This window comes from Limimaricola sp. G21655-S1 (assembly GCF_027213785.1).
In the GTDB taxonomy this organism is placed as follows: Bacteria; Pseudomonadota; Alphaproteobacteria; order Rhodobacterales; family Rhodobacteraceae; genus Limimaricola.
Genome location: NZ_JAPWGO010000005.1, coordinates 96,996 through 115,800 on the forward strand (window position 1 = coordinate 96,996; position 18,805 = coordinate 115,800).

19 protein-coding genes are annotated in these 18,805 nt (G+C 67.4%); 2 read left to right on the top strand and 17 right to left on the bottom strand.

Annotation, left to right across the window (positions count from 1 at the left end; all coding sequences use genetic code 11):
* The first annotated feature begins 9 nt into the window (after positions 1-9).
* Entirely contained in the window at positions 10-771 is a 762-nt protein-coding gene (locus O4G76_RS07240; protein WP_269396695.1) for an IclR family transcriptional regulator C-terminal domain-containing protein, read from the top strand.
* Here O4G76_RS07240 and O4G76_RS07245 read toward each other — a convergent pair.
* Genes O4G76_RS07245 through pobA form a run of 7 tightly spaced genes read right to left on the bottom strand, consistent with a single transcriptional unit; the run spans position 751 to position 6,391 of the window.
* Entirely contained in the window at positions 751-1,815 is a 1,065-nt protein-coding gene (locus tag O4G76_RS07245) for a 3-carboxy-cis,cis-muconate cycloisomerase (RefSeq protein ID WP_269396696.1), read from the bottom strand. The two genes, O4G76_RS07240 and O4G76_RS07245, sit on opposite strands and share 21 nt — an antisense overlap.
* Positions 1,812-2,600, bottom strand: a complete 789-nt coding sequence (gene pcaD, locus O4G76_RS07250) for a 3-oxoadipate enol-lactonase (protein WP_269396697.1) — start codon at positions 2,598-2,600, stop codon at positions 1,812-1,814. The genes O4G76_RS07245 and pcaD overlap by 4 nt, the downstream gene beginning before the upstream one ends.
* Positions 2,597-3,439, bottom strand: coding sequence for a 3-keto-5-aminohexanoate cleavage protein (locus tag O4G76_RS07255; protein WP_269396698.1), 843 nt, complete (start codon positions 3,437-3,439; stop codon positions 2,597-2,599). Before O4G76_RS07255 ends, pcaD begins: the two co-directional genes overlap by 4 nt.
* 10 nt (positions 3,440-3,449) lie before the next feature.
* On the bottom strand, positions 3,450-4,052 hold the full coding sequence (gene pcaG / locus O4G76_RS07260) for a protocatechuate 3,4-dioxygenase subunit alpha (RefSeq protein ID WP_269396699.1): 603 nt from the start codon (positions 4,050-4,052) through the stop codon (positions 3,450-3,452).
* Positions 4,052-4,831, bottom strand: coding sequence for a protocatechuate 3,4-dioxygenase subunit beta (gene pcaH, locus O4G76_RS07265; protein WP_269396700.1), 780 nt, complete (start codon positions 4,829-4,831; stop codon positions 4,052-4,054). Before pcaH ends, pcaG begins: the two co-directional genes overlap by 1 nt.
* A complete protein-coding gene (gene pcaC / locus O4G76_RS07270) occupies positions 4,828-5,181 on the bottom strand; it encodes a 4-carboxymuconolactone decarboxylase (protein WP_373568015.1) in 354 nt (117 codons plus the stop codon). The genes pcaH and pcaC overlap by 4 nt, the downstream gene beginning before the upstream one ends.
* A 40-nt stretch (positions 5,182-5,221) precedes the next feature.
* On the bottom strand, positions 5,222-6,391 hold the full coding sequence (gene pobA / locus O4G76_RS07275; RefSeq protein ID WP_269396702.1) for a 4-hydroxybenzoate 3-monooxygenase: 1,170 nt from the start codon (positions 6,389-6,391) through the stop codon (positions 5,222-5,224).
* A gap of 95 nt (positions 6,392-6,486) precedes the next feature.
* Between pobA and pcaQ the strand changes: the two genes are divergently transcribed.
* Positions 6,487-7,404 carry a pca operon transcription factor PcaQ gene (gene pcaQ, locus O4G76_RS07280; protein WP_269396703.1) on the top strand — a complete coding sequence of 306 codons (918 nt, stop codon included), beginning with the start codon at positions 6,487-6,489 and terminating at the stop codon, positions 7,402-7,404.
* On the opposite strand, the gene O4G76_RS07285 is transcribed toward pcaQ, so the two are convergent.
* From O4G76_RS07285 to fucP, 10 genes are all read right to left on the bottom strand, one after another.
* Positions 7,401-8,720, bottom strand: a complete 1,320-nt coding sequence (locus O4G76_RS07285; RefSeq protein ID WP_269396704.1) for a TRAP transporter large permease — start codon at positions 8,718-8,720, stop codon at positions 7,401-7,403. The genes pcaQ and O4G76_RS07285 overlap by 4 nt on opposite strands.
* A complete protein-coding gene (locus tag O4G76_RS07290) occupies positions 8,717-9,235 on the bottom strand; it encodes a TRAP transporter small permease (RefSeq protein WP_269396705.1) in 519 nt (172 codons plus the stop codon). The genes O4G76_RS07285 and O4G76_RS07290 overlap by 4 nt, the downstream gene beginning before the upstream one ends.
* Before the next feature lie 10 nt (positions 9,236-9,245).
* Complete coding sequence (locus tag O4G76_RS07295; protein WP_269396706.1) at positions 9,246-10,259, bottom strand: TRAP transporter substrate-binding protein; 1,014 nt, start codon at positions 10,257-10,259, stop codon at positions 9,246-9,248.
* 137 nt (positions 10,260-10,396) lie between these two features.
* A complete protein-coding gene (locus O4G76_RS07300) occupies positions 10,397-12,289 on the bottom strand; it encodes a bifunctional sugar phosphate isomerase/epimerase/4-hydroxyphenylpyruvate dioxygenase family protein (RefSeq protein WP_269396707.1) in 1,893 nt (630 codons plus the stop codon).
* A gap of 2 nt (positions 12,290-12,291) precedes the next feature.
* A complete protein-coding gene (locus O4G76_RS07305) occupies positions 12,292-13,125 on the bottom strand; it encodes a shikimate dehydrogenase (protein ID WP_269396708.1) in 834 nt (277 codons plus the stop codon).
* Between the two features lie 19 nt (positions 13,126-13,144).
* Positions 13,145-14,668 (bottom strand): tripartite tricarboxylate transporter permease, encoded by a 1,524-nt coding sequence (locus O4G76_RS07310; RefSeq protein ID WP_269396709.1) that lies wholly within the window; start codon positions 14,666-14,668, stop codon positions 13,145-13,147.
* Complete coding sequence (locus tag O4G76_RS07315; RefSeq protein ID WP_269396710.1) at positions 14,665-15,183, bottom strand: tripartite tricarboxylate transporter TctB family protein; 519 nt, start codon at positions 15,181-15,183, stop codon at positions 14,665-14,667. The genes O4G76_RS07310 and O4G76_RS07315 overlap by 4 nt, the downstream gene beginning before the upstream one ends.
* A 101-nt stretch (positions 15,184-15,284) precedes the next feature.
* Positions 15,285-16,280, bottom strand: a complete 996-nt coding sequence (locus O4G76_RS07320) for a tripartite tricarboxylate transporter substrate binding protein (RefSeq protein WP_269396711.1) — start codon at positions 16,278-16,280, stop codon at positions 15,285-15,287.
* 120 nt (positions 16,281-16,400) lie between these two features.
* The gene (locus O4G76_RS07325) at positions 16,401-17,327 is read right to left on the bottom strand and encodes a LysR family transcriptional regulator (RefSeq protein ID WP_269396712.1); all 927 of its coding nucleotides are present in this window, start codon (positions 17,325-17,327) and stop codon (positions 16,401-16,403) included.
* Positions 17,328-17,401: 74 nt separating this feature from the next.
* On the bottom strand, positions 17,402-18,694 hold the full coding sequence (gene fucP / locus O4G76_RS07330; protein WP_269396713.1) for an L-fucose:H+ symporter permease: 1,293 nt from the start codon (positions 18,692-18,694) through the stop codon (positions 17,402-17,404).
* Between the last annotated feature and the right edge of the window lie 111 nt (positions 18,695-18,805).

Below are 18,805 nucleotides of genomic sequence, written 5' to 3' on the forward strand. Positions count from 1 at the left end.
CCTGTGCGCATGCCGAACAAGACCCCCGATATCATCGCCTCATTCGCCAAGGGCCTCAGGGTGATTGAGGCATTCGACGCGGCGCATCCGCGGCTCTCGGTGGCCGAGGCGGCGGCGCGCACCGGCCTCGACCGTGCCACTGCACGGCGTTGCCTGCTGACGCTTGTCGCCGGGGGCTACGCCACCCATGACGGCAAGTATTTCACCCTGATGCCACGGGTGCTGCGGCTCGGCATGTCGGCGCTGGCGACGCTGCCCTTGGCGCAATTGGTGCAGCCTTGGCTCGACCAGCTGTCGGAGCGGGTCGGACAATCGGCCTCGGTGGCGATCCGGGACGACACTGAGATCGTCTATCTCGCCCGCGCGGCGCAGCGGCGGGTGATGTCGATCGGGCTGATGCCCGGCTCAAGGCTGCCGGCGCATTGCACTTCGCTCGGTCGGGTGCTGCTGGCGGCCCTCCCTGAGGCCGAGGCCCGCGCCCTGATCGAGCGCAGCGACCTCGCACCGCGAACACCGCTCAGCCTGACCGATCCGGAGGCAATCATGGCGCGGGTGGCGGCGGCACGCGCCGACGGCTACGCGATCATCGACCAGGAGGTCGAGCTGGGCCTGCGCTCGATTGCGGTGCCGCTGATCAATGCGCGCGGGCATACCCTCGCCGCGCTCAATCTCGGCATGGCCGCGACCCAAGAGCGCGCCGAGACGCTGGCCGGGACCTACCTGCCCGAGATGCGTCGGGTGCAGGCGGGTCTAAAGCGCGTTCTCGCTTGAAGGGCCGATTTGCTCGACCGCGTCGCACAGCGCGGCGGCGGCGGCGAGCGCGCGACCTGTCGCCTGCGCCATCTGCGGCAGCACCATCCATTCGAGCTGCCAAGCAGCGCCCGAGCGTTCCTGCTCGTGGACCAGTGCCTGATGCATCGCCGACAGCTGGGTGGCGTTGTAGCGCGCCAGCGTGACCAGCAGCTCGGCCGCGACCGGGTTCTGCTTGTGCGCCATCGCCGAGGAGCCCCCCGCGACTGACAGTGTCACCTCGCGAGGGGTCTGCTGGGCCATCAGGCACAGATCCTGCCCCATCTTGCCCAAGCCCCCCGAGATCAGCGACATCAGCCCCGCGAATTCGGCCACGCCGTCGCGTCGGGCGTGCCACTGCGGCGCAGGCGCCAGCCCAAGCGCCGCCGCCACGCGCTCCGCCACGGCCGCGCCCTGCCCGCTCAGATCGGCACGCGTGCCGACCGGCCCACCGAGTTGCAGTCGCGTCACTTGCGGCGCAATCCGCTCCAGCCGGTCGAGATGGTCATCGAGCGGCCGTGCCCAGGTCTCGATCCGGTCGGCCACCGAGATCGGCAGCGCCGACTGCATCCGCGTCCGCCCCATCAATGCGCGGTCGCCGAAGCGGACGCGCAATGCCTCGAGCGCGGTGCGCAAGATGCCGATCCGGTCGCGCAGCAGCTCGCCGGTGTCGCGCAGCGCGCAGGCCAGCGCGCTGTCGATCACGTCCTGCGAGGTGGCGCCGCGATGCACCGCGCCTGCATCCTCGCCCGCCGCGCGCTTTAGTTGCGCGACCAGCGCCGGGACCGGCAGCCCGTCGCGCGTGGTGCCGCCGTGCAAGGCATTCATGTCGATCCGCGCCGCCTCGATCGCCCGCGCTGCGCGCTCGGCCATCGCCGCATCGGCCAACCCGGTAGCACTTAAGGCGCGGGAATAGGCCGCCTCGAAGGCGATCATCCGCGCCAGATCTGCCTCCGCGCTCCAGATTGCGGCCATCTCGGCATCGCCGAACAACCCCGAGAGCCAGGGGTGGTCGAAGACGCTCATCCGATCCGGCCCAGCATGTCGCGGATCAGCGCCGCGACCTCGTCGGGCCGCTCGATGCAGGGCAGGTGACCGATGCCCTCAAGGCAGCGATATTCCGCCCCCGACACCAGCGCCGCCAGCTCCTCGACCAGCGCAGGCGGCGTCGCGCCATCAACGCTCCCGGCGAGGCAGAGCGTCGGCACGTCGATGCCGCGCGCGGCCTCGGTCAGGTCGGCGTCGCGGATCGCGCGGCAGATGGCGGCGTAGCCCGCGGCCGGGGTCCGGGTGAGCATCATCCGCCAGCCCGCCAGCATCTCGGGGTTTTCGGCGCGGTAGCCGGGCGACAGCCAGCGCTCGAGGATCGGCTCCGAGATCGCGGCGATGCCACCCTGCTCCACCGCCTCGATCCGGGCGTTCCAGGTCGCCGCGTCGCCGATCCGGTGGCCGGTGTTCGACAACATCAGCCCGGCCACCAGATCGGGGCGGTCCGCCGCTAGGGCCTGCGCGATCATGCCGCCGACCGAGACGCCACAAACCAGCGCACCCGAGAGCCCGTGCAAATCCATCAGCCCGGCGAGATCGGCAGCATGACCTGCCATGTCGGTCTCGCCCTCCTCGGACAGCCCGTGGCCGCGCTTGTCCCACAGAAGGACCGGCATCTCGGGATCGAGCCCGGCCACCACCGCCTGCCAAATCCGCAGGTCGGTGCCGAGCGAATTAACGAACACCACCGGTCGCCCGCGCCCCTCGCGGATCACGTGATGCAGCACGGCGCCCCGGGGCGCGGCGAAACGCAGCCCGCTCATGCCACGTCCTCCGGCATCCGCAGTCCGAGAATTTCACGCGCCTGCCGCCATGTCGCGACGGGCCGCTCGTATTTTTCGCAGAGATCGACGGCGCGCTTCACCAGCGCCGCGTTCGAGGGCGCGAGCCGGTTGCGGTCGAGCCGGACGTTGTCCTCGAGGCCGGTGCGGGTATGCCCGCCCTTGGAGATAGCCCATTCGTTGATCGTGAGCTGCGCCGCGCCGATCCCGGCGGCGCACCACTGCGCGTCGGGCGCGAGCCGCTTCAATGTCTCGATGTAGAAGTCGAAGATCGGCTCGTCGACCGGCATGGCGTTCTTCACCCCCATTACGAACTGCACGTAGAGCGGACCCGCGATCCGCCCATCTTGCGCCATGCGGGTGGCCTGCACGATGTGGCTGAGGTCAAAGGCTTCGATCTCGGGCTTGATGCGATACTTCACCATCTCCGACGCCAGCCAGTCGACCAGATCCGGCGGGTTCTCGTAGACCCGCGTCGGGAAGTTGTTCGAGCCCACTGAGAGCGAGGCCATGTCGGGCGCCAGCGACAGCATGCCGCCGCGCGCCTGCCCGGCGCCCGAGCGGCCGCCGGTCGAGAGCTGCACGATCATGCCGGGGCAATGCCTCTCGATCCCCTCCTTCAGCCGGGCAAAGCGCTCGGGGTCCGAGGTCGGCCTGCCCTCGCTGTCGCGCACATGGCAATGCGCGATGGTCGCACCCGCCTCGAAAGCCTCCTGCGTGCTCTCGACTTGCTCGTCGATGCTGATCGGCACCGCCGGATTGTTCTCCTTGGTCGGCAGGGAACCGGTGATCGCGACGCAGATGATGCAGGGATCGGACATGCAAGGCTCCTCAGATGTCGAAGAAGATCGTCTCGTCCTCGCCCTGAAGACGGATGTCGAAGCGATAGGTGCCGTCGCCTTCGGGCTGGGCCATCAGCGTGCCGATCCGGTCGCGGTGCTCAACCCGCGACAGGATCGGGTCGGCGGCGTTGGCCTCCTGCTCGTCGGCGAAATAGATCCGGGTCTGCAGGCCGAGATTGATGCCGCGCGCCACGATCCAGACCGAGATGTGCGGCGCCATGAGCCGCCCGTCGCGGAACGGCACCGGGCCGGGCTTCAGGGTCTCGAAGGCGAACTCGCCGGTCTCCATGTCACCCGCCTGCCGGCCCCAGCCGGTAAAGGCGGGATCGGCGCCGTCCTGCCCGGCATATTTGCCGGCGGCGTCGGCCTGCCAGATCTCGACCATCGCGTCCCTCAACGCCGCGCCGGTGCCGTCATAGACCGTGCCGCGCAAGGTGATCCGTTCGCCCCGGGCGTCGCCCAGGATCATCCGGTGACCGAGGTCTTGCGCGTAAACCCCCTCGATGCCTGCGAAATTCGGCAGCGCGCCGATATGCACATAGGGCCCCGCCGTCTGGCTAGGGCTTTCCTTCAGCCGCTCGATCCGCTGCATCACAGCCCCTCCATGCGGTTCTCGAACAGGGTCTGGCGCCGCCCCCTGAGCACGATGTCGAAGCGATAGACCCGCGCGTCCATCGGGATCGTCGCCGCCATGTCAAGGCGGGCAACGAGGCTCTCGATCCCCTCGCGCGAGGGAATGGTGCCGACGATCGGGCAGTGCCAGATCATCGGGTCGCCGTCGAAATACATCTGGGTAATCAGCCGCTGGCCCCAACTCTGCCCGAACACCGAGAAATGGATATGTGCGGGCCGCCAGTCGTTCGGCCCGTTGGGCCACGGGTAGGGCCCGGGCTGGATGGTGCGGAACTCGTAATTGCCGAATTCGTCGGTGATGCAGCGCCCGCAGCCGCCGAAATCCGGATCCAGCGGGGCAAGATAGCCCTCCTTCTTGTGGCGGTAGCGCCCGCCGGCATTGGCCTGCCAGACCTCGACCAGCGAATGTGGCACGCCGCGTCCGTCCTCGTCGAGAACGCGCCCCTGCACCACGATCCGCGGCCCGATCGCGCCCTCGGGCGACTTGGCATAGTTGTGGATCAGGTCGGCATCGAGCGACCCGAGCAGGTCGCGGGTGAATACCGGACCGGTCTCCTCGCTCACCGTCGTCGGGAATGAGATCGGCGCGCGCGAAGGCGAGCGCGCCACCGAGGTCTTGTAGGCCGGGGTCAGCGCCGCCGGGTGCCAGGCGCGGTCGCGGGCATAGAGACCGCCGCCGGGGGCGACATGGCCGCCCGGCGTCTGGGTCACGGCCTGTTTCTGCTGAAACGCGCTCATGCCGCCTCCATCTCATCGAAGGTCTTCTTTGCGATGGCGATCGCGTGGTTGGCGCGCGGCACGCCCGCATAGATGGCGACATGCAAGAGCGCCTCGAGCACGTCCTCGCGGCTCGCGCCGGTATTGGCGGTGGCGCGGACATGCAGCGCCAACTCGTGGTCATTGCCCAAGCCCGCCAGCAGCGCGATGGTCAGCATCGAGCGTTCGCGGTCGCTGATCGTATCGCGGCTCCAGACATGGCCCCAGGCCGCGTCGGTGATCATCGCCTGGAACGGCGCGTCGAAATCGGTCTTGGCCGCCTCAGCGCGGTCGACATGTGCGTCGCCCAGCACCCGACGGCGCGTTGCCATTCCGGTTTCTCTTATATCGCTCATCATCCGTCCCCCGTGTTCAGTATGGCAGCCCGACATAATTCTCGGCCATCGCCTTCTGTGCGGCCTCGTTGGTCCGTAGGAAGTCGATCTCGGCCGCCTGCATCCGCAGATCGAAGGCGCTCTGGTCCGGGTAGCGGTGCAGGAGCGACGAGAACCACCAAGAAAACCGCTCGGCCTTCCAGACCCGCGCCAGCGCGCGTTCGGAATAGCGGTCGATCCCCTCCGGATCGCCCTCCTCGTAGACCTGCCGCAACCCGTTATAGAGGTAGTGCACGTCCGAGGCGGCGGTGTTGAGCCCCTTGGCCCCGGTCGGCGGCACGATATGCGCCGCGTCTCCGCACAGGAACAGCCGGCCCCAGCGCATCGGCTCGGTGACGAAGCTGCGCAAAGGCGCGATCGACTTCTCGATCGACGGGCCGGTCACCAGGCGCCCGGCCACCTCGCCCGGCAGCCGCCGCTTCAGCTCCTGCCAGAAGGCGGCATCGGTCCAGTCGGAGGGCGAATCCGACAGCGCGCACTGGATGTAGTAGCGGCTCAGATTGGCGTTCCTCATCGAGCACAGCGCGAAGCCGCGCGCCGAGTTGGCGTAGATCAACTCGTCGTCGACGGGCGGCGTTTCGCTCAGGATGCCGAGCCAGCCGAAGGGATAGGTCTTCTCGTATTCGCGCCGTACCGAGAGCGGGATGGTCTGGCGACTGACGCCGTGGAACCCGTCGCAGCCCGCGACATAGTCGCAGTCGATCCGGTGCTCGGTGCCACCGCGATGAAAGGTGACATGCGGTGCGTCGGTGTCAGCGTCGTGGATCTCGACCCCCTCGACCTCGAACTCGATCTTCCCCCCGGCCTTCTCGAGGGCGTCGTAGAGATCGCGTGTCACCTCGGTCTGGCCATAGACCATCACCGAGTGGCCGGTGAGTTTCCTAAAATCGACGTGGAACATGCCGCCTTCATGGGCGATCAGCGTGCCGTCATGGGCAAAGCCCTCGCGCTCCATCCGCCCGGCGATCCCGGCCTCGCGCATCAGGTCGAGCAGGCCGCGCTCCAACACGCCGGCACGAATCCGGGACAGGACGTAGTCGCGGGTCTTGCGCTCGAGCACGACGTTGTCGATGCCGCGCAGACGTAAAAGCTGCGACAGCAAGAGCGCCGACGGCCCGCCGCCGATGATAGCCACTTGGGTGCGCATCCGATCCTCCTCCCTCTCTTGCCGAAAGGCTAGACCCACGGTTATCACAAGTAAAATGACGTTTTCGCCCTTTTGATTGCAAGGATCGGCAAGCAATGGATCGCAGGCTCAAGTTCCGGCAGGTCGAAGTTTTCGTGGAGATCATACGGCGTGGCAGCCTGAAATCGGCGGCCGAGCATCTGAACCTGACCCAGCCCGCGATCTCCAAGACACTGCGCGAGCTGGAGACGCATCTGGGCGCGCCGCTTCTGGTGCGCGACCGGGGCGGGGTGGCGCTGACCCGCGAGGGGGCGGTGTTCCTGCAATTTGCGCAGATGAGCATCGCGGCACTGAGCCAAGGGCTCGACAGTCTGGAGGCGGCGCGCAGCGGCGCGGCGGCGCGGCTGGCCGTGGGCGCGTTGCCCTCGGTGGCCGCGAAGCTGTTGCCGGAGGCGGTGCGCATCCATGCCGAGCGCGCGCCCGGTGCGCTCCTGCATTTGGAGGACGGGCCACATGGCTATCTCACGAGCCGCCTGCGCGACGGCGCGCTCGACATGGTGGTCGGGCGGCTGGGCGCGGCCGAGACGATGACTGGCCTCAGCTTCACCCAGCTCTATTCCGAGCACGTTCTGGCGGTGGTTGCCCCCGATCACCCGCTGACGGGCACTGGAGATATGGGCCGGATCGGTGAGTTTCCGGTAGTTTACCCGTCCGAAAAATCAGCAATCCGGCCGCTGGTGGATCGGGCGATGATCGCGATGGGCGCGGGCGTGCCACCACAGCGGATCGAGAGCGTCTCGGGCGCCTTCGGCCGCAACATGGCGATGGGCGAGGCGCGGGCGGTGTGGTTCATCAGCCACGGGGTGGCAGGCCGAGATCTTGAAGCCGGGCGGCTGGTGGCCCTGCCGCTCGACCTCGCGGCCACCGCCGGACCGGTGGGCATCATGATGCGCGCCGAGGAGGAGCCGATGCCAGCGCAGCGGCTGCTGCGCCAGTCGCTCGTCGACGCGGTGGCGGCGCTCAGGCTGAACTAGCCCAGCCACCGCACCAGCCCCAGTGTGATCACCGGAAAGCCGATCAGCGCCGCGATCCGGATCACGTCCGAGATCAGGAAGGGCAACACGCCTCGGAAGCTCTCGATCATCGGCACCTCGCGCGCCATGCCATTGATGACGAAGACGTTCATTCCAACCGGCGGCGTGATCAGCCCGACCTCGACCACCACGACCGCAACGATGCCGAACCAGATCAGCGTCTCCTCGCGCGACATGCCAAAATCGAGCCCGGCGACGATCGGGTAGAAGATCGGGATGGTCAGCAGCAGCATCGACATCGAATCCATCACGCAGCCCAGCACGAGATAGAGCGCGAGGATCGCCAGCAGCACCAGCATCGGCGACAGGCCGGCCTCGCCGATCGCATTGGCAATCATCAAGGGCGTGCGGGTCTGCATCAGGAAAGCGTTGAAGGTCTCGGCGCCCAAGAGAATCAGGAAGATCATCGCCGTGGTTCCGGCGGTGCCGCGCAGGCAGGCCATCAGCCCGTCGAGCCGCATGCCGCCGTGGAAGATCGCTAGCAGCCCGGTGCCGAAGGCGCCGATGGCAGCGGCCTCGGTGGGTGTGAACCAGCCGCGATACATGCCGACCACCACCAGTGCGAAGATGGCGATGATGGTCCAGGTTTCGCGCAGCGCGGCGAGCTTCTCCGACCACGAGGCGCGCGGGCCCGCCGGGCCGTCATCTGGGTTGCGGCGGACGAACACCGCTACCGCGGCCATGTAGCCCAATGCTGCTAGCAGCCCCGGCACCATCGCCGCGACGAACATCTTGGCGATGCTCTGCTCGGCCATGAGCGCGTAGAGCACCAGGATCACCGAGGGCGGGATCAGGATGCCCAGCGTGCCGCCGGCAGCCAGCGATCCGGTCGAGAGCGCGCCAGAATAGTTGTGCCGCTTCATTTCCGGCAGCGCCACCTGCGCCATGGTGGCCGCCGTCGCCAGCGAGCTGCCGCAGATTGCGCCGAAGGCGGCGCAGCCGCCGATCGAGGCCATCGCCAGCCCGCCCTTGCGGTGGCCAAGAAAGGCGGCGGCGGTGCGGAACAGCGCTCGGCTCATCCCGGCGCGGGTCGCGAACTCGCCCATCAGCACGAAGAGCGGGATCACCGACAGCGAATAGGTCGAGAACTGGTGGAAGGTCGATGTCTTGAGAAACGCCAAGAGTGGCAGCGTGCCGGTATGCAACCCGTAGCCCGCGATGCCCACCGCCAGCATCGCCACCCCGATTGGCACCCGGATCGCCATCAGCGTGAGCAACGCGGCGAAACCCGCCATCCCGGCGGCGATCCCGGTCACGTGCGCATCCCCCGCAGATGGGCGATCAGCGTCGCAGCGCAGGTCGCCACCAAGAGGGTCATCGCAGGCAGCACTATGAAGAAGCTCCACCAGACTGGCAGCCGCAGCACCATGGTCTGCTCGTCATATTCGTGCATCTCGATCCCCCCGAGGGTCAGCCGCCACAAGAGCAGCGCGGCGATCAACAGCCAGATCAGGTCGCCCAACGCGTCGAGCGCGCGGGTGGCGCGCGGCCCGACACCTTGGGTGAAGAAGTCGACCACGACGTTGCCTCCCGTCGCCTGGCACCAGGGCAGGAAGCAGAAGATCGCGATCGCTGAGCCGAGTTCGACGAGCTCGTAATCGCCGGGGATCGGACGGCCCAGTAGGCCTCGCAGCGTCACGCTGGCCACGGTGACCAGCATGATCGCCACCAGAGCCGCGCCGCCGATCCCGGCAAAGACCCGCACCAGCCGCATCAGCCATCCGGGGAGCGCGGCGCGCTCCCCTTCCATGGTGGTGTCGCTCAGGGCCATGACGCGCCCCTTATTCGCCGCGCTGCGCGTCGATCGCCGCGCGCGCCGCCTCGAGGATCTCGGCGCCGTTCGGCGTCGCGTCGACCCAAGCGTCAATCACCGGCTGGGTCGCTGACTTCCAGGCCTCGAGATCGGCCTCGGGGATCACCACGGCCTCGCCGCCCGCCGCCAGCGCCTTCTCGCGCTCCTCAGCCTCGGCGGCGTCCAGCACCTCACCCGCCAGCGGCGCAAGATTAGCGCCGGAATTGGCGTCGATGACGGCCTTGAGGTCGTCAGGCAGCCCCTCATAGACGCGCTTGTTCATCACCAGCGCCATCACCGAGGTCGATAGACCGCCATTCTCCTCGCCGATCTCGGTATGGTACTTGGCCATGTCCTCGATCCGGAGCGAGCCGAACACCTCCCACGGGATCACCGCGCCGTCGATGACGCCGGTGGTCAGCGCTTGCGCCACCTCGGGCACCGGCATGCCGACGGCGGTGGCGCCGAGCGCCTCGAGCCCCTCGGTCATGGTCCGTGACGGCGCGCGGACCTTCTTGCCTGCCAGCGCCTCGAGGCTCTCGACCGGCTCGCCGCGCATGTGGAATTTGTAGGCCGCGGGGGCGTGCAGCAGCAGCGGATGCACGTCGTCCAGCTCGTCGGAGAGATACGCCTCTTGGAAGTCCTGCAGCGCCATCGTAGTCTCGGTGGCCGAGCCTGCGACGAAGGGGAGCTCGAACACCTCCGAGACCGGGAACCGGCCCGGCGTGTAGCCCAGCAGCGTCCAGGAAATGTCGACGATGCCGTCGCGGGCCTGGTCGAAGAGCTGCGGCGGCTTGCCGCCCAGTTGCATCGAAGGGTAGAGTTGCACCTCGATCCGGCCCTCGGACTGCTCCTCGACCCGCTCTTTCCAGACCTCGAAAACCCCGGCATGAATCGGCGCCTCGGCCGACAGGAAATGGTGCAGCCTGAGTGTCACTTCTTGCGCCGTGGCCGGACCGGAAATCGCGATCGCCACCAGGGCGGTACAAAGCTTCGTCTTCATGTCTTCTCCTCCACGTGACGACGCGCGCTGCGGCGCGCACGCCTCTCCCGCGTCGAGGATGGCATGACCAAACCGATCAATAAAATGACTTTTCGTGCCCGTTACTTTCCCGAAGCGGAATGAGACACGCCTCTCTCTTAGCCGCGCGGCATCCCCTTGGGCCGCACCAATCGCTTCTGGGCGGCGATGCGGAATGGGGCATTCGGAGCGCCATAGCCCGCATAGCCGGCGCGCCGTTCGACGATCTCGAAGAACAGCCCGCCGGGGCTGGGTCGAGAATAGAGCTGGAAGAACTCGCCGTTTGCGTCGCGGTCATACATCACCTGCGAGGCGCGCAACGCGTCGAGCAGGCCCGGCTCGAGGTCGAAGCGCGCGGCGAGGTCGTCGTAGTAGTTCGACGGGATCGGCAGCGGCTCGAAGCCGCGCGCCGCCAGCGCGCGCGCAGTGGCCAGAATGTCGTCGCAGGCGAAGGCTAGGTGCTGGATCGCCGAGTTGAAGCTGTCGGCGAGGAAACGCCCGGCGAAGGTGCGGTGGGTCTCGGCGCCGTTCAGCGTCAACCGCAGCGCGCCGTCCGGGGCCTCGATCGCCTGGCTGCGGACCAGCCCATCGGGGTCGGCGACGTCGACCATCGGCGATTTGCCCAGATCGAAGATTGAGGTATAAAACAGCGCCCAGCTCAGCATCTCGTCATAGGCCATGGTCTCGCCCAGATGGTCGATCCGGGTCAGCCCCGCGCCCTGCGCCGCGCCGCTCTCCTCCTCGGCCTCGAACTCGCGCTCCCAGACCCCGGCCAGATCGGCGCTGTGGTCGATGAAATGCATCACCGATCCGCCGACGCCACGAATGGCCGGGATGTCGGTCTCGCCCGGCCCCACCGGCTGGTGGAACGGGTTGGCGCCGAGCGCCTGCGCCCGCGCCATCGTCGCGGCCGCGTCCTCGACGCCAATGCCGATGTCGCAGATGCCGGTACCATGGGTGACGTATGCGCTGTGGGCAAAGCCGTGGGTCTCAGTGTTGACCACCACCCGGATCGCGCCCTGCTGCCATAGCTCGACCGACTTGCTGCGGTGCCGCCCGGTGCGCGCGAAGCCCAGCGTGGCGAGCTGCGCGGCAAGCGCCTCGCGCTCCTGCGCGCCGGTGGCGAACTCGACGAACTCGACCCCGGTGGCGGCGATCCGGTCGGGCATCTCGGGCAGGCCTGCATCGACCCCCGGCTCCTCGCGGCGCACCCGGTCCATCAGATGCACCAAAGAGCGGTAGCCATCCCGGGCCACGGTCTCGGGTTGGCCGCCGCGGAACTGGTCATTGAACACCTCGAGGCTGACCGAGCCGCGATAACCGGTGGCCATAACCGCGCGCATGAAGGCCGTCACGTCGAAATCGCCCTCGCCGGGCATGTTGCGGAAGTGGCGCGACCAGTAGAGCAGGTCCATCTCGATCAGCGGCGCATCGGCGAGTTGCACGAAGAAGATCCGGTCGCCCGGAACACGGCGGATCGTCTCGGGGTCGAGCTTGCGGCTCAGCGTGTGGAAGCTGTCGAGGATCAACCCGACATTGGGATGGTCGGCGCGACGCACCACCTCCCAAGCATCGCGATGATCGTTGACGTGCCGCCCCCAGGCCAGCGCCTCGTAGCCCACGCGCAGCCCGCGCCTGGCCGCCCGCTCGCCCAGTTCGCAGAAATCGTCCGCAGCGCGGTCTATGCCGCCTATGGCATCCTGGGCGACCGAAGAGCAGACCAGCACCAGGTCGGTGCCCAGCTCCTGCATCAGGTCGAACTTGCGCTCGGCCCGGTCGAATGCCTTGGTCCGGCGGGCGCCGGTCAAGCCCTCGAAATCGCGGAACGGCTGGAAGATCTCGATCTCCAAACCGTGGTCGCGGATCATCGCGCCGATCTCGGCTGGCGATCCCGCCTCGGCAATGAAGTCCTGCTCAAAGATTTCGATCCCGTCGAAGCCGGCGCTCGCGATCGCCTCCAGCTTTTCGCGCAGGGTGCCGGGGACGGAAACGGTGGCGATGGAACGGCGCATGGTCAGTCCTCCCTGAGACGGGCGCGCAGCACGGCCTCGTCGAGGCCTTGCCCGGTGAACAGCTGCGAGGCGTGGACGCCCTGGTAGAAATACAGCTCCCAGCCCGAGATCACCTGCAGGCCCTGCGCCGCCGCATCGGTGAGGAACTGCGTGTCCTCGGGGGTGTAGACCGCGTCGAAGGCCCAGGCGCCGCCCGCCATCGCGGCGCGCGGCAGCGGCGAGCCGGGATAGCCCTCCATGCCCAACGGCGTGCAGTTGATGAGACCGTCCGCGCCCCTTCCCGCGGCTTCAGCGTCATCCGCCACCTCGACTGTCATCGCCGGCGCAGCTTCACGCAACTCGACGGCCAGCGCCTCGGCCTTGGCCCGGTCGCGATCCACCAGCCGCAGCGTAGTCGCGCCCAGTCCGGCGAGGCCAAAGGCTACGGCCCTGCCGACGCCGCCGGTACCGATCATCAGCACCGTGCCCGGCGCGGCCTCGCCGCGCACCCGCTCGTAGGCGGCCTTGAAGCCGGTGAAATCGGTGTTTTGTCCCTTGGGACCCTCGGGTTCGAACAGCACAGTGTTGACAGCGCCGATGGCGCGCACCAGCGGATCGTCGACCGTCACCTTGCGCGCCGCCACCTCCTTGTAGGGATAAGTGACGTTGATGCCGCGCCGGGTGGCGGCGCAGTCCGCGAATACCGCATCGAAGCTCTGCCCAAGATCGGCGGGGATCAGGCGGTCATAGACGGTCGGGATGTAGAGCATCTCGCCGGCGATGCGGTGCAGCAGCGGTGAGCGCGAGGCGCGGATGTTGTCACCGATCAACCCAAGACGGAGCGTGTCGCCTGGCATGGTATGGTCCCTTGGCATGTCAGACCCCGTCCCCCCGGGCGCGCGCGGTGCCGAAACGAGCGCGCAAGCCGGTCCAGAGCGGGGTCTGGCTGATGAAGATGAAGACGACGGCGCCGAACAGCACCAGCGACAGCGGGCTGGTGAGGATGCTCAAGAACAGCCTTCCCAGATCCTCCTGCTCGGAGATGATCGCCCGGCGCCAGTTCTCGTCGATCAGCCGGCTCAGGATCACGCCGAGAATGACGGGGCCGACCTGGTAGCCGTAGGTCTTGAGCAGGTAGCCGAAGGCGCCGAACAGCAGCATCCAGTAGACGTCGGTGATCGAGTTGTTCACGGCATAGGCGCCGACGATCGACAGCAGCAGGATCAGCGGGATCAGCACCGCGCGCGGCATCTCGACGATCTTGGTGAACAACCGGATGCCGGTCAGTCCGAAGATCAGCATGAAGATGTTGGCCAGCACCAGCGCCCCGGTGATGAACCAGAACATCTGCGGCTGCTCGATCATCAGCATGGGGCCGGGGTTTAGGCCGTGGATGAACATCGCGCCGATGATGATCGCGGTCACCGCGTCGCCCGGGATGCCCAGCGTCAGCATCGGGATGAATGCACCGCCGACAGCGGCGTTGTTGGCGGTCTCCGGCGCGACCAAACCTTCCTGCGCGCCCTCGCCGAAAGGCACCTCGGGGTGCCTGGTGATCCGCTTGGCGTGGTCGTAGGCCATCAGCGCCGCGATGTCGCCGCCGGTGCCCGGCAGCGCGCCGATGATCACCCCGATCGACGAGGTCTGCATCGACAGCGGCAGGTATTTACCCACCGCCCGCCAGGACGGCACGATCCGGCCGATGGTCTGCTTCACCGCGGCCTTGTCGATGTAATGCAGCTGCGTGAGCGCCTCCGAGACGCCGAACAGCCCGATCATCACCGCGATGAAGGAAATCCCGCCCCAAAGCTCAACCATGCCGAAGGTGAAGCGCTCTTCGGCGGTGAGCGGGTCGAGGCCGACCGCACCGATCAGGAGCCCGAGCGCGCCCGCAAACACCCCTTTGAGCAGGCTCTCACCCGAGAGCGAGCCGACCAATAGGATGCCGAGGATCGCCAAGAGCATGTAATCGCGCGGCTGGAAGGTCAGCGCGAATTCGGAGACGAAGGGCGCGGCCACCGCCAGCACGCCGATGCCGATGAAGCCGCCGACGAAGGACATGACGGTCGACAGCCCGATCGCCTCACCGGCCTGCCCCTTCTGCGCCAGCGGGTAGCCGTCGAGCGCGGTGGCGATCGCCGAGGGCGCGCCGGGGATGTTCAGCAGGATCGCGGTGCGCGAGCCGCCATAAACCCCGCCCATGTAGATGCCGACCATCAGGCACAGCGCCGGGTAGACGTCCCAGGCGAAGGTGAAGGATATCAGGATCGACACCGCCATGGTCACTGACAGGCCGGGGATGGCGCCCACATAGATGCCTGCGAAGGTGCCAAGTGCGACCAGCCCGAGAAGCTTGAGGTCAAGCCAGGAGATCAGGAAGAATTGCAGCGCTTCGGTCATTGCGCATCACCCCCGGAGAACAGGTCGCCGAGCCAGGCCAGGATCTCGCCCTCGGGCACGATCCCCGACGGCATCAACACGGTGAACACCAGCCGGAAGATCACATAGACCAAGGCCAGCGAGGCCAGCGAGACGCCGAAGGACCACAGCAGGCCCCGGCGGCGCAGCGCAAAGATCGACACGGTCAGGAACAGGAGCGATGTCGGCAGGAACCCCAGCGGCTTCAGCAGCAGCGCATAGCCCAGCATCATCGCGAACATCGCCAGGATCACCGGCGGGGCCACGTCCGTGAAGAACCGCAGCGCCATGCGCTCGCGCAGCCGCAGCGTCTTGATCAGGATCGCCACCGAGGTCACCAGCATCGCGAAGGCCGCGGCCATCGGGAACGCCCCGGGCGAGGACAACGCCTCGAAGCCCGAGATCAGGATCGCCTGCCACAGCAGGAAACCGCTCAACCCGACGAGCACCACCGCGAAGGCGGTCTCGCCGGGCATCTTCTTGGATGGATCGTGCATGAATCGCCTCCCTGGCGGGGCATGGACGCGGGAAAGGGAATGTACGGGCCGGGACAGCCCTGAAAGGGGGCGGGCCGCGCGCGGCGGCCCGCCGGTCCGCGTCACTCGGGACGCGGGATGTCGAATTCCTCGGGCGAGGCCTTGGCGATGCCGGCGTCGTAGACCAGCCAGCTGGTCACGGACTGCCACTTGTCGAGAAATTCCTGCGCCTCGTCGCCGGAGATGTTCATTACCTCGAAGCCGCGATCATTCATCAGCTGCTGGAAATCGGCGTTCTCGACACCGGCGGCATAGGCCTCGGTGAGCTTTGCGACCACCTCGTCGGGGGTGCCTTCTTTGACAAAGACGCCGAAGAACGGGCCCCAAGGCAGGTAGGTCTCGAAGCCCGGATAGGCCTCGGTGATCGGGGCGACGTCGGGCAGCGCCTCGTTGGCCTCGACATCAATGATCGCCAGCGGCTTGATCCGGCCGGCCTTGATCGCCTCGATCGAGGCGCCGAGCACGGCGGGCATCACGTCGATCGCGCCGCCCTGCAGCGCGGTCAGCGCCGGGCCGTCGCCGTCATAGGGCACCGCCGTCACCGGCAGCTCGATCTGGCTCTGCAGCATCGCGGTGATCACCGAGGGCAGGCCGCCCGGCCCGGTGGAGCCGAACTTCACCTCGTTCGGGTTCTCCTGCACATAGGCGACCATCTCCTCGAGCGTGTCGAAGGGCGCATCGTTGTTGGCCACGAGGATCGGCACGCCGCGGGCCAGCACGTTGACCGGCACAAAGCTCGAATAGTCGATGTCGCCCAGGCCCATCACCTTGTAGAGCAGCGGGTTCTCGGCACCCATCAGCAGCGTGTAGCCGTCGGCGTCCTGGGCAGAGGCGAACTTGACCGCGATGGCGCCAACGCCGCCGGTCATGTTCTGCATCACCACCTTGCCGCCAAGCACCTCCTCGGCATGGGGAGTGACCGCACGCATCACCGTGTCGGTCGAGCCGCCGGCGCCCCATTGGATAATGCCCTGGATCTCCTTCTCCGGGTATTCGGCCAGCGCCGGAGCGGTGGTGATGGCAAGCGCGGCCAGCGCGCCCGTGAACAGCGTCTTCATATCATCCTCCCAAGGATCGGTTATGTGCCGGGCGCTCCCATGCCCGCACGACAAGGAGCATCATGGCTTCGACGCTGCCATAACGTCAAATGCCGAGATGAGCCACTCGTTAACTTTATGTTAATTCCTTGGGCTGGCCCAATCCTGCCGCGACACAGCGCGGGTCAGTTCGGTGCGCAGGTCGGCGATCGCCTGCTCGGCGAAACTCGACAGCACCCGACCCTTCTTTCGGCAGGCATAGGCGGTGATCGAACTGTCCTCCTGGAGCGCGATCCGCACCAGCCCGGGCATGTAGACCTCGGCCACCGAGAATTCGTCGATCAACGCCACGCCGAGCCCGTGGCGCACGAGGCTGACCACTGTTTGCGCGAAACGGCCGCGCATCGACTGAGGGGGATCCAGCCCCGCCGCCTTGAAAGGGGCGAGCAGGATCGCGCCGTAGGGATCGGCCGGATCGACCCCGATCAGCGGCTCGCGCGCGAGGTCGTGGACCGAGACTGACTTGCGCGCGGCCAGCGGGTGCTCGTCAGGCACCACCGCCACCAGCCGCCCCGTCGCCACCGGTTCGCTCTCGATGGCGGGGTTCTCGACAGGATAGCTCATCATCACGAACTCGCCCCGCTCGAGAAGCAGGTAGTCGAGCGTCTCCTCGATTTTGAGGATGTTGAGATCGATGTAGAGATCGGGCCAGCGCCGCCTGAGCCGCCGGATCGCCCGCGCGGCTATGAACTGGGCGATCGAGGGGGCCGAGGCGAAGGCCAGCCGCGCGTCCTCGCCGCGCTGGAGCGAGGCGATCGCATAGGTCAGGTTCTCGACATTGTGGTAGACCCGACCAATCTGCTCGAAGATCGGCCCGGCCTCGACCGATGGCACGAACAGCCCGCCCTTGCGCTCGAACAGGCGCAGCCCGAGCGACTCCTCGGTGTGCTTGACCAGCCGGCTGATGCCGGGCGCCGAGACACCCAGCAGCGTGGCCGCGCCGTTGATGGTGCCGGTCATCATCACGGCACGCACCACCTCGACCTGACGCAGGGTCATGTCCCGCATGTCGTACTCCTCCCCGTCCGCCGCACAGGGTTAGACAACACGGCGGGCGGGGCAATTGCGAAATTCGGCCGCCTTTAGGCCGTCCGGGCCGCCCCGTGCCGCACGGCGGCGAAGTCGAACAGCCCGTATCCTATCACGACCAGGAAGGCTGCGGCCGGCACCACATAGGAGAAGGTCGCGCCGGCGACATCGATCACCGCGCCTTGCACCAGCGGCAGCAACGCGCCGCCCAGGATCGCCATCACCAGCCCGGCCGAACCGAACTTGGTATCCTCGCCCAGCCCCTCGAGGGCGATGCCGTAGATGGTCGGGAACATCAGCGACAGGCAGGCCGAGATCATCACCACGGCCCACAGGCCCGACAGGCCCGGCACCACCGCGGCATAGAGCGCAAGCCCTGCCCCCGTCAGCGCCAAGCCGGCCAGCAGCAGCGCAGGCCGGACGAAACCCATCACCCAGACCATCGCGAAGCGCGAGACAAGGAACACCAGCAGGCTGGCTTGCAGATACCAGCCGGCCCCGGCCTCGTCGGTGCCGATCGCCGCCATCGCGTATTGCAGGGTGAAGGTCCAGACGCAGGTCTGGGCGGCGACGTTGAAGAACTGCGCCACCACGCCGAAGCTGTAATGGCGGTTTTTCAGAAGCCGCTTCAGCGTTGCTCGGAAATGCAGCTCATGTCCGGCCTCGAGTTCGCGCTCGCTCGGCGTGGGCATGCGGCTGAGCGCGATCGCAATCCAGATCGCGACCAGCACCACGGCAAATCCGACATAGGGGACCATCACCGCCTGCAACTCCTCGGCGCGCAGCGCCCGCAGCGCGTCCGCTCCCATCGCGGCGCGCGCGTCTGCATCGGCAGTGTTCAGGTTGGGCAGGATCAGCGCCGCCGAGAGAAACACGCCAATATTGGTGCCGACCGGGTTGAAAGCTTGGGCGAGGTTGAGCCGGCGCGTGGCGTTGCCCTCCGGTCCCATGGCGATGACGAAGGGGTTGGCCGACGTCTCCAAGATCGACAGCCCGCCCGCCAGCAGGAACAGCGCCACCAAAAAGAAGCCATAGGTCATGGCGATGCTGGCCGGATAGAACAGGAAGGCGCCTGCGATGGCGCAGCCCAGCCCGACCAGGATGCCGGTCTTGTAGGAGTAACGTCGATTTATGAAGGCCGCTGGCAAGGCGAGGCAGAAATAGGCTCCGTAATAGGCGAACTGCACCAGCGAGGACTGCAACGCGCTCATCGAGAAGATCTTGGAAAAGACCTGCACAAGTGGGTCGGTCATGTTGGCCGCGATGCCCCAGGCGGCAAAACAGGTGACGATGAGCATGAAGGGCAGCTTCATGCCGGCATGCAGAAATCGTGTCGGCTGGTTCATGTGTTCTCCCTCTCGAGCCTCCGGGCACCGCGGCGATACGTGGGGCCGCGGTTGCGCGGCGCCTTTTGGAAGCGTCCGCCGGGACATGCCAGTGCCGAAGGGCCCGAGTCG

Coding starts and splice junctions, on each gene's coding strand:
- pobA (WP_269396702.1), bottom strand. CDS start 6,391: ATGCGCACCCAAGTGGCTATCATCGGCGGCGGGCCGTCGGCGCTCTTG.
- O4G76_RS07295 (WP_269396706.1), bottom strand. CDS start 10,259: ATGAAGACGAAGCTTTGTACCGCCCTGGTGGCGATCGCGATTTCCGGT.
- O4G76_RS07255 (WP_269396698.1), bottom strand. CDS start 3,439: ATGTCCGATCCCTGCATCATCTGCGTCGCGATCACCGGTTCCCTGCCG.
- pcaQ (WP_269396703.1), top strand. CDS start 6,487: ATGGATCGCAGGCTCAAGTTCCGGCAGGTCGAAGTTTTCGTGGAGATC.
- O4G76_RS07320 (WP_269396711.1), bottom strand. CDS start 16,280: ATGAAGACGCTGTTCACGGGCGCGCTGGCCGCGCTTGCCATCACCACC.
- pcaD (WP_269396697.1), bottom strand. CDS start 2,600: ATGAGCGGGCTGCGTTTCGCCGCGCCCCGGGGCGCCGTGCTGCATCAC.
- O4G76_RS07290 (WP_269396705.1), bottom strand. CDS start 9,235: ATGGCCCTGAGCGACACCACCATGGAAGGGGAGCGCGCCGCGCTCCCC.
- pcaH (WP_269396700.1), bottom strand. CDS start 4,831: ATGAGCGCGTTTCAGCAGAAACAGGCCGTGACCCAGACGCCGGGCGGC.
- pcaC (WP_373568015.1), bottom strand. CDS start 5,181: ATGGCAACGCGCCGTCGGGTGCTGGGCGACGCACATGTCGACCGCGCT.
- O4G76_RS07245 (WP_269396696.1), bottom strand. CDS start 1,815: ATGAGCGTCTTCGACCACCCCTGGCTCTCGGGGTTGTTCGGCGATGCC.
- fucP (WP_269396713.1), bottom strand. CDS start 18,694: ATGAACCAGCCGACACGATTTCTGCATGCCGGCATGAAGCTGCCCTTC.
- O4G76_RS07325 (WP_269396712.1), bottom strand. CDS start 17,327: ATGCGGGACATGACCCTGCGTCAGGTCGAGGTGGTGCGTGCCGTGATG.
- O4G76_RS07240 (WP_269396695.1), top strand. CDS start 10: ATGCCGAACAAGACCCCCGATATCATCGCCTCATTCGCCAAGGGCCTC.
- O4G76_RS07310 (WP_269396709.1), bottom strand. CDS start 14,668: ATGACCGAAGCGCTGCAATTCTTCCTGATCTCCTGGCTTGACCTCAAG.
- pcaG (WP_269396699.1), bottom strand. CDS start 4,052: ATGCAGCGGATCGAGCGGCTGAAGGAAAGCCCTAGCCAGACGGCGGGG.
- O4G76_RS07300 (WP_269396707.1), bottom strand. CDS start 12,289: ATGCGCCGTTCCATCGCCACCGTTTCCGTCCCCGGCACCCTGCGCGAA.
- O4G76_RS07315 (WP_269396710.1), bottom strand. CDS start 15,183: ATGCACGATCCATCCAAGAAGATGCCCGGCGAGACCGCCTTCGCGGTG.
- O4G76_RS07305 (WP_269396708.1), bottom strand. CDS start 13,125: ATGCCAGGCGACACGCTCCGTCTTGGGTTGATCGGTGACAACATCCGC.